At 63.9% G+C, this 14,232-nt stretch carries 10 protein-coding genes; 4 read left to right on the top strand and 6 right to left on the bottom strand.

Annotation, left to right across the window (positions count from 1 at the left end):
• Positions 1 to 88: 88 nt before the first annotated feature.
• From EDF57_RS12030 to EDF57_RS12005, 6 genes are all read right to left on the bottom strand, one after another.
• Complete coding sequence (locus EDF57_RS12030) at positions 89 to 3,262, bottom strand: glycoside hydrolase family 2 TIM barrel-domain containing protein (protein ID WP_243841032.1); 3,174 nt, start codon at positions 3,260 to 3,262, stop codon at positions 89 to 91.
• Between the two features lie 74 nt (positions 3,263 to 3,336).
• The gene (gene kduI, locus EDF57_RS12025) at positions 3,337 to 4,173 is read right to left on the bottom strand and encodes a 5-dehydro-4-deoxy-D-glucuronate isomerase (protein WP_134094434.1); all 837 of its coding nucleotides are present in this window, start codon (positions 4,171 to 4,173) and stop codon (positions 3,337 to 3,339) included.
• 12 nt (positions 4,174 to 4,185) lie between these two features.
• Positions 4,186 to 5,328, bottom strand: a complete 1,143-nt coding sequence (locus EDF57_RS12020) for a glycoside hydrolase family 88 protein (protein ID WP_243841031.1) — start codon at positions 5,326 to 5,328, stop codon at positions 4,186 to 4,188.
• A gap of 22 nt (positions 5,329 to 5,350) precedes the next feature.
• Positions 5,351 to 5,476: a hypothetical protein gene (locus EDF57_RS26220; protein WP_279587443.1), complete on the bottom strand. Its 126-nt coding sequence runs from the start codon at positions 5,474 to 5,476 to the stop codon at positions 5,351 to 5,353.
• A 152-nt stretch (positions 5,477 to 5,628) separates the two neighbouring features.
• Complete coding sequence (locus EDF57_RS12010; RefSeq protein ID WP_134094432.1) at positions 5,629 to 8,487, bottom strand: TonB-dependent receptor; 2,859 nt, start codon at positions 8,485 to 8,487, stop codon at positions 5,629 to 5,631.
• Positions 8,488 to 8,565: 78 nt separating this feature from the next.
• Positions 8,566 to 9,300, bottom strand: coding sequence for a FadR/GntR family transcriptional regulator (locus EDF57_RS12005; protein ID WP_134094431.1), 735 nt, complete (start codon positions 9,298 to 9,300; stop codon positions 8,566 to 8,568).
• Positions 9,301 to 9,475: 175 nt separating this feature from the next.
• Here EDF57_RS12005 and EDF57_RS12000 point away from each other — a divergent pair, with 175 nt between their 5' ends.
• From EDF57_RS12000 to EDF57_RS11985, 4 genes are all read left to right on the top strand, one after another.
• Entirely contained in the window at positions 9,476 to 10,387 is a 912-nt protein-coding gene (locus tag EDF57_RS12000) for a DUF4861 family protein (RefSeq protein ID WP_243654259.1), read from the top strand.
• A 2-nt stretch (positions 10,388 to 10,389) separates the two neighbouring features.
• Positions 10,390 to 11,682 carry a DUF2264 domain-containing protein gene (locus tag EDF57_RS11995; protein WP_134094430.1) on the top strand — a complete coding sequence of 431 codons (1,293 nt, stop codon included), beginning with the start codon at positions 10,390 to 10,392 and terminating at the stop codon, positions 11,680 to 11,682.
• Positions 11,683 to 11,958: 276 nt separating this feature from the next.
• Positions 11,959 to 12,627 (top strand): TetR family transcriptional regulator, encoded by a 669-nt coding sequence (locus EDF57_RS11990; RefSeq protein WP_134094429.1) that lies wholly within the window; start codon positions 11,959 to 11,961, stop codon positions 12,625 to 12,627.
• Positions 12,628 to 12,784: 157 nt separating this feature from the next.
• Entirely contained in the window at positions 12,785 to 14,122 is a 1,338-nt protein-coding gene (locus EDF57_RS11985) for an aromatic ring-hydroxylating dioxygenase subunit alpha (protein ID WP_134094428.1), read from the top strand.
• Positions 14,123 to 14,232: the final 110 nt, after the last annotated feature.

Here is a 14,232-nt window from a genome sequence, read left to right as displayed (position 1 = left end):
GGCCAGAGCCTCAGCGCCACCGGCCGCCTAGACGAACGGACCTGTAGGGCCATCCTCCCTGCAACCAATGTGTCTGCTGCCGCTCGCATCATTCATGTTCCGCATTGTTCGCCGGCTTTGCGCTGTCCGGCGCGGTTCCGGCGCCGTCGAACGTGCTGATCCGGAACGTGAAGCGCATGGGTTCCAGACGAGTGCGATAGGGGAGCATGGGCTTGCCGAATTCGCTCCACTGCGTATCGCCGCCCACGCCCCATTGTGCCGCGTCGATCAGCAGGGTGCCATGATCGTGCGGGTGGATATCGGTGGATTTCCACGTTCCGGGGGCATGCCGGTCGAGATCCTCGTATGGGAACGCCAGGGCGTTCGCCATGATCGGCGCCTCGCCCTCCACCCTCAGCCCCCTGCCCGCGCCCGATACTTCGATCCAGCGCACGTCGACCTTGTTTCCGGTCTCCTGCGGGCGGATGTAATCGTGGTTCTGCGCCGCCAGAGGGCCGCGCCAGAGACCGATGGGGGCCGAGGTCTTGCGATCCACATAGCTCTCGTGCGGCCCGCGTCCGTACCATTCCACCGTATCCAGATCGGTCGGCAGGCTGAACTCCAGGCCTACGCGGAAAGGCGGCGGCAGGTCGGTATTGAGCGGCGTGAACTCGCCCGAAACCGCCAGAGTGCCATCCCCCGCCATGCGGTAATGAAGCGCGAAACGGGCGTCTGCCTTGCCCAGTTCGTAGGTCACGGCAATTTCGCGCGCCCCTTCGTCAAGCGTGTGCATGGTGACGCCGACGAGCTTGCGTTCGTGGCTCATCGCCTTCCACACGGCGAGTTGGCGGTCAGTGCCGATGCCGATGTCGTTGTCGGTCACCGCGCGCCAGAAATTGGGCGTGCCGCCCGAGGCCAGCATTTGCCCGTTGCGGGCATAGGATCGCACCAGGCCAGTGGCCCGATCGACCGTCAGGCTGGCGCCGCTCGCCGAGAGTTCGATGACCCCGCCTCTTTCCGAGGTCGCCACCGGCCCCGCCACGGCTGAGGCCATGACGCGCGCGCCCGGATCGAGCGCGAACTGCTCCCAGCCGATCACCTGTCCCTCCCCGACCGCCGGCACACTGCCCGCTTTGGCATCGGCGCGGACGGTCACGAAATACTCCGCCCCGGCGCGGCGCGGAAACGTCTCCACCGGAAGGGTGAGAATACCGGCGTGATGGGCCGCCACGCTGGGTGCCGGCAATGTGCCATGCGCCGTGGCAACGCCGTTTTCCAGCAGTTCCCAATCGAAGGTGTAGCCGGAAAGGTCGGTGAAATCGTGCCGGTTGCGCACGGTAACCCGGCCGGTCGCCGGATCGAACCCGTCGAACTGGATCGGCGCATAGACCTTGCGCACTTCGAACAATGCCGGATTGGGGGTCCGATCCGATTGCAGCAAGCCATCGCCGAATTCGATATCGCCGCCCGGATTGGGGCCATATTCTCCGCCGTCACCCCAGTATCGGCGCCCGTCCTTGGTATAGCGGTACATCGACTGGTCCACCCAGTCCCACAGGAAGCCGCCTTGCAGCTTTTCCGGGTAGGCGTAGATCGTGTCCCAGTATTCCTTCAGGTTGCCGCCCGAATTGCCCATCATGTGGCCATATTCGCACTGGATCATCGGCTGCTTGAAGTTCCAGTTCCTGGCATAGTCGACCAGCTTCTCAACGGGATCGTACATCGGCGCGTAGATGTCCGCGTACCAGTTGGGGCGATGGTCGCTGACCCCGTCCCAGGTGCCCCAGCCCAGGTAACTTATGAGCCGGTCCGGATCGCGGGCCTTTACCGCCGCCGCTGCCGCCGCGAAGTTCGGACCGATGCCCGCCTCGTTCCCCAGCGACCAGAAGATCACCGAAGGGTGGTTCTTGTCCCGCTCCACCATGTTCACCGCGCGGCTGACATGCGCGTCCTTCCACGCCGGATCGAAGCCCAGCTGGAATTCCGCCCGCCGTTCCGGATGCTTGTTGGCATAGTCCATGTAGGCATGGCTCTCGAGGTTCGCCTCATCCATGACATAGAGGCCATAGCGGTCGGCAAGTTCGTAGAGGCGCGGATCGTTGGGATAATGCGACGTGCGGATCGCATTGATATTGTTGCGCTTCATCAGCTGGATATCGCGCTCCATCGACTCCAGCGACACGACGTGGAAAGTTTCCGGATCGTGCTCGTGCCGATTGACGCCGCGGATGGTGATCGGCTTGCCGTTCACGGTGACGAGACCGTCCCGGATCGCCACATCGCGGAAACCGACGCGCGCGTAAGTGGACTGGAGGATACGCCCCTTGGCGTCGTAGAGTTCGACCAGCAGGAAATAGAGATGAGGCGTTTCCGCCGTCCACGGCTTCACGCCGGGCAAGCGGCCGGTGAGCGTGACGTTGCGCTCGGCCTGCCCGGCGCTGACCGCCTGCCGCCCTTCCAGAACCGTTCGGTCGCCGTCCATCAGCACGTAGCGCGCGCTCGTGGCGGCGCCGGGGGTGACCGCGAGGTCGATCGCCAGCGTGCCGGTGGCAAAGCTGTCGTCCAGCCCGGCGTGGACGAAGAAGTCGCGGATACGCGTCTTCGGCGCCGCCATCAGGAAAACTTCGCGCTCGATGCCCGATACGCGCCAGAAATCCTGATCCTCAAGATAGGATCCGTCCGACCAGCGGAACACCTGGATGGCCACCGTATTGCGGCCCGGATGGACGAAGCCCGTCACATCGAATTCGGACGGCAGCTTGCTGTCTTCCGAGTAGCCGACCTTCCGGCCGTTCACCCAGACAGAGTAGGCCGATCCCGCCGCCCCGATGTGCAGGATCACGTCCTCTCCGCTCCATCCCGCGGGAACTTCCACATCGCGGCGATACGATCCGACCGGATTGGTCGCGTGAGGGATCAGCGGCCGATTGGCGGGAAAGGGATAAGTGATGTTGTTGTAGCGCGGCTGGTCGAATCCTTCGGCCTGCCAGTCGGCAGGAACCTTGATCGATTTCCAGCCCGACACGTCATAGCCGGGCTGCTCGAAACCCACAGGCAGCGCATCGGCTCTGGGGGAGAGCGCGAATTTCCACTCCCCGCTCAGCAACAGGAACCGGGACGAATGGGTGCGATGACCGGCAATGGCGCGTTCGCGGCTCTCGAAGGGGAATCCGGTCGCCCGGGCAGGCAGCTTGCCGATGGCGTTGACCGCCGGATTTTCCCAGTCCGGGCGGGATGGGTCGACCTGCACCGGCTGCACTTGCGGCGCCTGTGCCTGCGCCATGGTGGCCGTCAAAAATCCGATTCCGGCCGCCGCCGCGCGCCATTTCCCCATGCGAGACACCTGATTCCCTCCCGTTATCGCAGCTGGCAGATGTCGAGGACGTCCATGTCCTCGTAATCCAGGTTCTCGCCCGCCATCGCCCAGATGAAGCTGTAGTTTTGCGTCCCGGCGCCCATGTGGACTGACCAAGGCGGAGAGATCACCACGTCTTCGTTCTCCATCACGATATGGCGCAAGTCTTCGGGCCGCCCCATGTAGTGGAACACCCGATCGTCCTGATCCAGATCGAAATAGAGATAAATTTCAGAGCGGCGCTCATGGACGTGAGGCGGCATCGTGTTCCACACGCTTCCCGGCTCCAGCCGGGTGAGACCCAGGCAGATCGACGCGCTCTGGCAGGTATGCGGCAGGATCAGCTGGTAGATCGTGCGCTCGTTGGAATTCTCCAGGCTGCCGCGCCGCATCACATTGGCATCGGCCATGCCCACCTTGCGCAAGGGGAACGGAGCGTGCGCGGGCACGCTCAGCAGATAGAAACGCGCGCCCTCGCCCGCGAAACTGACCGCATCGGTGCCCATCGGCACGTAAAGCGCCTCATGCTTCGCCAGCGAGAATGCCTGCCCCCCGGCCGTGACCACCCCCACGCCCGCCCCGATGTTGACCACCGCTAGCTCGCGGCGTTCCAGCAGGGGGTGCCCGGCGGCGCTTTCGGGTTCGCTCTGGCACGGCAACACCAGCGGCTCGCGCCCCGGCACCGCGCCGCCGATGATGAAACGCTCACCGTGCGAGTAAGTCAGCACGATCTCGCCCGGCCGGAACAGGCCGGAGACGAGATGGCGCTCGCGCAGGTCTTCGTTGCTTGCCCCCTGCATCATGTCGGGGTGGACCCCGTAATAGGTCTTTTCAAACAAGGATCGTCTCCGTCAGCGCGGCTTGCGGTCGAGTTCCGCCACTGCCGTCGCGGCGAGCAGGAAGGCGCCGACGCCGAAGTACTGGGTATCGCTGGGCAGGACCTGGTCGGGGCGATCGCCCACCTGCTGCACCCAGCCGAGGCGGCCGTCCGGCTGGATCGCCCGTTCCAGCGCCGCCCAGCCCTTGCGCACCGCGGGTTCATACTCGGCCCTTGGCAAGAGGCCCTGATGGATTCCCCAGGCAAGGCCGTAAGTATAGAACGCCGTGCCGCTGGTCTCCGGCGGCGAATTTTCCGGCGCAAGCAGCGAGGGCGCCCAGTAACCGTCCGGCTTCTGCAGGCTCTTCACCTTCGCTGCCATGTCCTTGAACAGCGCCTCCATCCGGGTGCGGTCGGCGCTGCCGGCGCCAAGCAGCGGGATCACCCGCGCCATGCCGCCGAACACCCAGCCGTTGCCCCGCGCCCAGAACACCTTGCGCCCGTTGTCGCGCCGCTCGAAGAAACGGCTGTCGCGATAGTAGAGGTGCTCGGCCGGGTCGTAGAGGAAGTCCGTCGTCGCCCAGAACTCCTTCATCGCGAACCTCAGGTAGCGATCGTCGCCGGTCTGGCGGGAGAGTTCGGCGAAGGCGGGCGGCGCCATGAACAGCGCGTCGCACCAGCACCAGCGCTTCAGGCACTCGGTCGCGCCATAGCCTTCGGGCGGGATGGCGAAGGCCAGCGTGGTGACCGCCGGCTTGTCCACCACCGTGTCGAACGCCGCCTTCGTCGGTGCCAGCGCCGCCGCGCCCGCGCCGTGGCCGGCCGCCCAGACATAGGCCTGGGCGATGGCCTGATCGTCGGCGAAATAGAGGTTGTCGCCCGGGCGCCAGGCGTTGCGCCGGCCCATCGCCAGCACCGCCTCGGTAATGCGGGGCGGCGCGCCCGCATCGGCCAGCGCGGTCATGCCCACCCAGAACACGGCCTGCTCCCACCCGCGGGTCTTGCGGGTCTCCTCCGTGGCGCGGGGAATGTGCGACAGGTCATCGAGATGGGCCAGCTGCCAGTCGGCCAGCTTGACCGCCGCCGCAACGGGCGACTGTGCCGTCGGCGCCGCAAGGGCGGGCGTAGCGAAGGCCGCGCAGATCAGTGCAGCGGGGAACAGGTTTCGGATATTCACGAGGCGAGTTCTCCTGTCGGGGTCAGGCGGGGGCTGATGAGGTGAAGCGCCGCAAGGGCGATGAGAGTGGCGCATCCTGCGCCATGAAGATCAAGGAATGGCTGCCGGTCAATTGCAGAACGGTGCCGACGAACGTGGCGATCGGCATTCCGCCGATGGTCCGGCAAGGGTATCCGACTTTGCGGCACGCCTGCCCTTGCCCCCTCCTCCACGACGGTTTGCGGCACCTGCTGCATGGTCATCCTCTCGCGAAAGAGAGAGCACCCGGGACATCCGCCCGCGCGCTTGGCCGGGAGTGGCTCAGAATTTGCCGCGAACGCCGAACGAGACGGTCGTGCCATTGAAGAACGAGTTATCGCGCCGCGACTGGCCATTGCCCTTCGGACCGTCGGGGTCGGAGTAATAGATATAGACGTTCTCGTTGGTAATGTTCAGCGCATCGATCCGCAGTTCGATCATGTCGTTCAGCTTGTAGCTGATCGTGCCGTCCAGGAAGCCCTGCGGTGCCGTATAGGGGATCTGGTCGTTCCCCGTGTTCTGCGACGTGATGCCCGTCTTCGCGCGGTAGTTGTAGGATGCGCGCACCGCAAAAGGTCCCTTTTCATAGAACGCCGTGGCGCTGTAGGAATACTTGGGCACGAACTGGATCGGCACGCGGGTACCTTCCGTCGTGACGAAGTCGTCGCCCTTCTGGTCGATCAGGGTCAGGCTTCCGGTAAAGCCCAGCCCGTCGAACGGCTTGGGCAGGAACGTGAAGTTCTGCTGATAGGCGAATTCCAGCCCCTTCAGCTTCAGTTCGCCCTGATTGACGTACTGGGTCCGACGGATCAGGAAATCATCGGGAATGTCGCCGCCCGGGAAGCCCAGCGAGACGGCATTGAAGGCGCTGTCCGGCAAGCCGAGCGAGCCGAAGGTCACGAAGTCCTGCACGGCCATCGCACGGTCGACGATGTCCTTCTTGAAGGCCCCGATGCTGAGCAGCCCGCCCGGCGCGAAGTACCATTCCACGCCCGCGTCGAATTGCGTCGCCATCTGCGGGCGCAGGTTCGGATTACCGACCGTGACGTCGGCATTGAACACGTTGGGCACGACGGTGCCGCCGGCAATCGCCGTCAGTGCCGCGCGGGTGATCGTCTTGCCGGCCGAGGCACGCACGACGACCTTGTCAGTGACGTCATAGGCAAGGCTCGCCGATGGCAGCCAGTTGTCATAGCCGCCCTCGCGCCGCTGCGGCAGGAACACGCCGGCGCCGGCACTCTGGTAGTTGTGAATGATCGTGGAGGTGTCGGAATAGCGCATGCCCACGTTGCCGCGCAGTTCCTTGCCGAAGACCGGCAGCGTGAAGTTCGCTTCGAAGAACGCCGTCTTGACGATCTCGTTGGCTTTGAACGCGCCATTGAGATTGACCGGCGCCGCCGCGTTGGCGGCATTGGCATCCAGATCATCCATCACGAAAGAGCGCGGGAACGTGGCAAACTGCGAAGGATAGCCCGGGTTACCACCGTCGCGGATCTGGCCGAACTGGATGTACGGGTCCATGTTCGAAAACACGTCCATCCCGGCGAGTTGGGCGGAAGCGATGCTGCTGCCGTCCTGCTGCGAGATTTCCTTGCCGGTGTCCACATAGCTGCCGCCCAGCTTGACGGCGAACGTGCGGTCACCACCGTCGACCAGATCCCAGTCCAGGACCGCGCGGGCGGTCTTTTCCTTGTCGATCTCCCGATTGAGCGAAAAGCCGAGGCCCGGCGCGGTGAAGTTGGCGGGGTCGGTGAAATCGACCGGCGAACTGATCGTGGGATAAGTGACGTTGCCCGTCGGGTCGAACGTGCTGGTGATCCCGTAGAGATTGCTGGTGATACGATTGGCGGTGTAGCGCGCATTGCTGTCGCTGAGATTGCCCTGCGCCGACAGTTTCATGGTGTCGGTCAGGTCGTAGACCGCGCGCACGATGCCGTACTTGAAACGGGTGCGGGCGTTTCGGAAGAAGCTTTCCTGGATGAAGCTGGTGTTGCCGAAAGTGCCGTAGAGATTGTTAAATTCGTCGATCTTCACGTCGAGCGGGATGATGCCCGAATTCGTGCCGACCCCGGGGGCACTCGTGGTGCCGGGCACCGTGCGCGAATTGCGGACTGCCGCGCCGAAGGTGAATTCGTCCGCCTCATCCTTCAGTTCGGAGAATATGCCGTCCACGCTGACGTCCAGGCGATCGGTCTTGTACTGGATAGACCCCACCAGGCCGATGCGTTCGCGTGTATTGTTGGATGTGAACACCCGATAGAAGCGCGGCAAGTAAGCGTTGTTGATCTGATCCCGGGTCAGATCGCCATAGTTCGCCAGCGGATTGTCGAGGTCCATCTGGAACTGGAAAGGCCCGCCCACGGTCGTCGGCCCTCGATAGGCCAGCGACCCGATCGCGGAGGAATTGTAGCCGCCGGTCGACTGGAAGCCCGAACGCTCGTTGACGTTCTTGGCATAGGCCGCGCCCACCAGGACGCCGAAATCGCCCCAGGTATCGCTGAACAGCAGCGATCCGCGCGGCTGCCACTTCTTCGACTGGGTATTGTAGTTGGCCTGCGCGGTATAGCGGATCACCCGGCCCGCGCTGTCGAACGGACGCGGCGTCTGCAGGTCGACATTGCCGCCGATGCCGCCTTCCTCAAGGTTGGCCAGCGGCGACTTGTAGACGTCCACCCGGCCGAACAGTTCGGATGGAAAGACGTCGTAGTTGAAATCACGCGTCGAGGATCCGACGTTCTGCGATGACGTGGTGTGAACGGGCGCGCTGTTGATGGTGGTGACGGTGAATTCCGAGCCCAGACCGCGGATGCTGATGCGCTGGCCTTCGTTCGAGGCGCCGTCCCTCGACAGGAACACGCCGGGAATGCGCTGCAGCGAATCCGCGACGTTGGCCTCGGGGAACTTGCCGATATCCTCCGCGACGATGGAATCCCGCACGCCGATGGCTTCGCGCTTAAGCTCGATCCCTTGCTGAAGACTTTTGCGAAATCCGGTGACGACAATTTCCTCGGTTGCCGGCGCCGCTTTCGGCTCCTCACCCGAGGTTCGAGATGGGGCAGCCTCCTGCGCGGAGGCTGCGTTGCAGGCTGCCAGAATTGCCAAAGCGCTCACCGTGGAGACTGCGGCTGTAACCACCCTCATGATCATCCTCCCTCATCCGCGATTCGTCGCGCGATAAGAGAGTTGTCATATAACTTTGTATGCTTGTCAATTGTCGGACTACTTGGGCCTCGATCCGTCATTGCCGCTGGCGATAGCGTCGCTCAGTTCGGAGTGCCTGATCAGACTCTCCTGCATGTGCAGCCGTGCTGCCAGGCGCGCGCCCTCGATGTCCATGCGAATGATGGCCTCCAGCAAGGCCTCGTGCTCGTCACTGACCTTGCCGACATAGGCCTGATGCACGTCTTCGGACTGATCGCGCAGATAGAGACTGCGCGGCGGAACCAGCCTCACGCCCAGGAACTGGATGAATCGCACGAAATAATCGTTTTGCGTCGCCCGGGCGATGGCCAGATGGAACTCGCTATCGACCTGTGCCGAAGCGGCGGGATCGTCACCGACCTCGCGCATGCGCCGCAGCGCCGCGCGCATCTCGGCAATATCCGCCTGCGTGCGCCGGGCCGCCGCAAGACCGGCCATTTCAGCCTCGATCGCCTGCCGCATTTCCAGTAGCTTGATGACGTCGGAAAGCTCGGAAAGCTCTTCTTTCGTGACCTGAAAGGCGCGGTACTGCGCCGTTTCGGAGACATAGACACCCGACCCCTGCCGGGCGACCGCAAAGCCCTGCGCCTCCAGCCGGGCCACAGCCTCCCGCACCACGGTCCGACTCACTTCCTCGCGCTCGGCGATATCCTTCTGGGCGGGCAGCTTGGAGCCGGCGGGAATGACCCCGGAGATGATCTCCTCCTCCAGCTTCGCGTAGAGGATATCGGCCAGGGAGGCGGCTTTCACCATGGGCAGTCTTTCGTCGTTGACGGGAGAAAACCTCCCGAACGGTTCCATTCCTACACGAAGCGCTTGGCAAACGACAGATAGCAATTTATCAGGTTGGCATACAACTTTGACACATAGTCTTGGAGAGGACATGGGGCAGCTTCACAGATCCGCGCGCAGCAGGATCGCAGCGGGATTGGCAATAGCGATCGCTTGCGCGCCGGCCAGCCTGTACGCCCAGCGGCAGGATGACGCGCAGCTCAAGGTGGAAAAGCCGCTTCCTCCGCCCAAAAGCAAGACACCGGCCGCCGTCGCCCAGTTCGCCCCCTATCGCTATGATGACCTTCTCTGGGAAAACGACAAGACCGCGCACCGCATCTATGGCCGCGCGCTGGAAGCGGCCGAACCGCCATCGGGGTCGGGCATCGACAGCTGGGGCAAGAACGTCGCCTGGCCCTTCGCCGACCGGCAGCTGAGCAGCGGCGACCAGCACGGCTATCACGGCGAAGGTTTGGACTTCTACAACGTGGGTACCGGGCGCGGCGCGGGTGGGCTGGGCATCTGGCAGGACAACAAGCTGTGGACCTCCCGCAATTACCTGCGCGCGCGTATCCTGAAGTCCGGCGGAAAGGAGGCGGATTTCAGCGTGGATTACGCGCCCTGGCCGGTGGATGTGGATCGCAAGGTCTGGGAGACACGCCGCTTCACACTCCCGCTCGGCACGCATTTCACGCGGATGGTCTCGACGCTGCAATCGGATTCCCCGGCACCGCTGGTGGTCGGGATCGGCATCGGCAAGCGCACGACCGGCGCGCGCGATGGCGAGGCGACGATCGATCGCGCCAAGGGCCTGATCTCCTGGTGGGGACCCGAAGACGGTGCGCATGGCCACATGGCGATCGCCGTCCGCGTCGACCCCGGCATGATTGCCGAGGTGAAACAGGATGCGGACAATTACCTCGTCCTGCTCAAGGTTCTGCCCGGCAAGCCCTTTGTCTACTATTCGGGCAGCGCGTGGAGCAAGGGACAGGACATGTTCGCGACGCGGCAGGCGTGGGACGCCTACGCTGCTTCCCAAACGCTCGACTTCTCGATTCCAAAGGACTGAACATGACCATGAATCTGGATCGCCGCGCGCTGCTGGCTGGCGCCGTGGCGGGCACCGCAGCGCTTTCGACCGGCGCCGCCGCTGCCCGCGTTGCCGGGCAAAAGCCACTCGGCCAGGCCGGGCTTCATGCGGGAACGGATGACCGCGCCTATATGCTGGGCCTGCTGGAACGCATGGCGACGCCGGTGCTCTCCCGCATGGCGCAGGGACGTCTTCAGCAGGACTGGTCTCCGGAACTCAGCCCAAGCTGGGATGGCCGGAACCCCAAGGTCGCCTATCTGGAGGCATTCGGCCGGTTGATCGACGGCATTACGCCCTGGCTCGCCCTGCCCGATGACAACAGCGCGGAATCGCGCCTGCGCGCCCAATTGCGGGAGCAGGCGCTGGCAAGCTACGTCCACAGCGTCGATCCCAAGAGCCCGGACTACCTGCTGTGGAGCGCGGAAGGCCAGCCGCTGGTGGATTCGGCCTATTTCACGAGCGCCCTCCTGCGCGCGCCGAAAACCCTGTGGGACCCGCTGGACGCGGCCACCAAGACCCGGATCATCGCCGAGATCCAGGGCTTGAGGCACGTAACGCCGCCCTACACGAACTGGCTGCTGTTCGCCGCCATGAACGAGGCCTTCCTGCTCTCTGTCGGCGCCCAGTGGGACCCGATCCGCATCGACCTTGCCCTCCGCAAGTTCGGCGAATGGTATGTCGGAGACGGCTGGTACGGCGACGGCGAGCACTTCCACTTCGACATGTACAACAGCTACGTCATCCATCCGATGCTCACGCAGATCCTGGATGTGCTGGTCCGCACCGGTGTCAAGTTCAACAAGCTGGACCCCGCAGAGCGCCTGGCAACGCAAGTGAAGCGGATGCAGCGCTTCGGTGAGGTGTTGGAGCGCATGATCGGCCCGGATGGCGCATTTCCGCCGGTCGGCCGGTCGCTCACTTACCGTACGGCCGTCCACCAGCCGCTGGCCTATCTCGCGTGGAAGAAGCTGCTTCACGCCAAGCTGCCCGAAGGTCAGGTGCGGGCTGCCACGGTGGCAACGCAGCGCCGTATCTTCACCGATCCCAGCAATTTCGACGCCAAGGGCTTCCTGACGATCGGTTTCGCGCGGCACCAGCCCAGCCTGGGCGATGTCTATTCAAATGCCGGCAGCATGTATATCGCCGCAGAAAGCCTGCTGGCGCTCGGGCTGCCAGCCAGCGACAGCTATTGGCAAGCGGAGGCGCAGCCGTGGACCATGCGCAAGGCTTATGGCGGAGCGGACTTTCCCAAGGACTATTACATCGAGGTCTGACGCCGCAAGCCGCCCATCCCTGCCGTTGCGCTTTGCCTTGCAAGGCCTGGCTGCCTGATGCGCGGTCCGCCGTCGAACTGGAAAGCCGGAATCCGACGATCTCTCCATCCTTGGCTTTGCTGCGCACGTTCCTCACTCTGAGCGACGAGGATGTGTCCCGTAACATGGCCTTCCAGGCCCGGTGCCCGGTTGGCACCGGGCCTGGAAGAGGGAAGCCGGCGGATTTAATGCGAGATCGGGTTGCTGTACGGCCGTTTAGAAGCGATGACCTGTCACATGTCGACGCCAGCCATTCCGCATTCCGCACGGCCCTCCACCAAGGGGGAGGCAACGCGCCATGCGATTCTAGATGCCTGCGAAGTGCTTTTTGCGCAAAACGGCTATCTGGGAACCTCCCTTCGCGATATTGCGGCGCAAGCGGGTGTCCGAATGGGCGTGGTCCACTATCACTTCGGCAACAAGCACCTCATTCTCGATGCGGCATTGGAACGCAAGCTGCCGTTGTTGCAAGGCAGGATCGCGGCAAGCTTCGAGCTTGCTGAAGCGGCTGAAGGCGAATTCGGGCCGCGCGAAATCGTGACCGCCTTCATTCTGCCGTTCCTCACCGCCGCCTCGTGCGAGGCCGATCCTCTGCGCAATTACATCGTCATGACCTCGCACCTGATGAGCGCGTATCGCATGCCGGAATTGCGACCGATCCTGGCCAAGCTGTCGGTTATTTCCGGCATGCTCACGGAACGGTTGCGGATCCACCTGCCGGCCATGGCCGAGAGCGACCTTCTTGCCGCCGTCTATCTGATCGAGGCGGCCCTGATCTTCATGGTGCAGGATCCCGGGTTTCTGGACGATCTGACCGATGGCCACTTTTCCGCCCGTAAACTTGAGGACATCGCGCAGCCCGCCCTGCGGTTCTTCACGGCGGGCCTCGTCAGCCTGCAGGCCTGATTGTTTTAACAGGTAGGTCGACCGACCAAATTCGTTATTCTTCTCCTCGACAGGCGGCTGCAGGCTTTCGGGCAAAGCGGTGCGCCAGGAGAGAGGCGCCGGCCAAGGTCCTGACAACGGACGGGCCGGATCGGGCACATGCCGGAAGGAAAACGAGATGGGAAGGCAAGGCACCCTTGCGTCCACGCTGGATGGGCGCGACGCTGCGAACCTCAGGGGCGATCCGATCACGGGCGATCGCTACACCTCCCCCGCCTTCATGCAGCGCGAATGGGACCACATGTGGACCCGCATCTGGCATGTCGCCGGCCGCACTGCCGAACTGGAGGAACCCGGCGACTACATCGTCCATGACTTCATGAACGAATCCGTGTTCTGCGTTCTCCAGGAGGACGGCACGATCAAGGCGTTCTACAACACCTGCGGTCACCGCGGGCAACGCCTCGTCTGGAATTCAAGCTCCCAGGAATCCTTCCAGTGCCCCTATCACGGGTGGGTCTGGGGCAAGGACGGCGTGCTGGCAAAGGCGCAGGACCCGGAGGATTTTCCCCAGGGCAATCCCTGCGGCAAGCTCAGGCTGAAGGAACTGCGCTGCGCCACCTGGGGCGGTTTCGTGTGGTACACGATGGACGAAGAGGCCCCGGAACTTCTGGATTTCCTGGCACCGATGCCGTACCTCTATCGCCATTATCCGATGGACACCGCCGTCCGCGTGTTCTGGATGAAGATCGACCTCGACACCAACTGGAAGTTCGCCACCGACAACTTCTCGGAAAGCTACCACACCCGCACCGCCCATCCGCAAGTGCCGCCATGGATCGACCAGGATGTCGATACCGCCCGGCACGAGATGTGGCCGGGGGGCCATGGCCGCACCGTCCAGCCCATGCGCCCTTCCCTCTCGGACCGCCTGCCCGAGGGCGTGGACCATCCCTTCGATGCGATCCTGCAGGCCTGGGACATCGATCCGCAGTCTTATCCCGATTTCGAAACCAAGGCGATGCAGGGCTGGCTCGATCTCAAGGCTGCGAAAAAGCGGCTCTGGAAGGAGCGCGGCTACGTCCACTACGAGAACATGGACGACGAGGAGATCACCGACAGCCCGCACACGGTGATCTTCCCCAATGTCACGATCAGCTTCCTGCCGGACAATCTGGTGTTCTTCCGGACCGAACCGCATCCGACCGATCCGAACAAATGCACGTTCGACTTGTGGTGCATGGCCTTCCCCGTTGCGGGGCAGAGCGTGGTGGAATCGGTCATGGCCGGTCCCCAGCCCCTGCGCGAGGCGGAGATGCAGCGCCGCGCCTTCGACAATGGCCGCGGCGTACCCGAGATCAGGGACCAGATCGTCTATCAGGACATGCTCCTGGCGGAAGGCCAGCAACGGGGAATGCACTCCCGCGGGTACCAGGACGCCTATCTGGCCGCGCAGGAAACCCGGGTGCGCTTCTTCCATGAAGTGCTGAACGACTACCTCGAAGGCCGCCGCTGAAGGCGCTCCGGTCCCGGCACCGGGGACCGCCAACCATGAGCGACGCATCTTGCGGCAAGCCGATCCCGGCGTTCCGCTGCCACCTTCGGCGGCTGGCCCGCCATGTTCGG

The organism is Novosphingobium sp. PhB55 (genome assembly GCF_004368805.1).
Classification (GTDB): domain Bacteria; phylum Pseudomonadota; class Alphaproteobacteria; order Sphingomonadales; family Sphingomonadaceae; genus Novosphingobium.
Note: the sequence above shows the minus strand (reverse complement) of the source record. Positions and strands in the feature narration are given on the sequence as shown.

Bases quoted from the DNA above. Each gene is read 5' to 3' on its own strand.
- EDF57_RS12030 (WP_243841032.1), bottom strand. From the start codon at position 3,262: ATGGCGCAGGCACAGGCGCCGCAAGTGCAGCCGGTGCAGGTCGACCCA.
- EDF57_RS26220 (WP_279587443.1), bottom strand. From the start codon at position 5,476: ATGCCGATCGCCACGTTCGTCGGCACCGTTCTGCAATTGACCGGCAGC.
- EDF57_RS12010 (WP_134094432.1), bottom strand. From the start codon at position 8,487: ATGAGGGTGGTTACAGCCGCAGTCTCCACGGTGAGCGCTTTGGCAATT.
- EDF57_RS12005 (WP_134094431.1), bottom strand. From the start codon at position 9,300: ATGGTGAAAGCCGCCTCCCTGGCCGATATCCTCTACGCGAAGCTGGAG.
- EDF57_RS11995 (WP_134094430.1), top strand. From the start codon at position 10,390: ATGACCATGAATCTGGATCGCCGCGCGCTGCTGGCTGGCGCCGTGGCG.
- EDF57_RS11990 (WP_134094429.1), top strand. From the start codon at position 11,959: ATGTCGACGCCAGCCATTCCGCATTCCGCACGGCCCTCCACCAAGGGG.
- EDF57_RS11985 (WP_134094428.1), top strand. From the start codon at position 12,785: ATGGGAAGGCAAGGCACCCTTGCGTCCACGCTGGATGGGCGCGACGCT.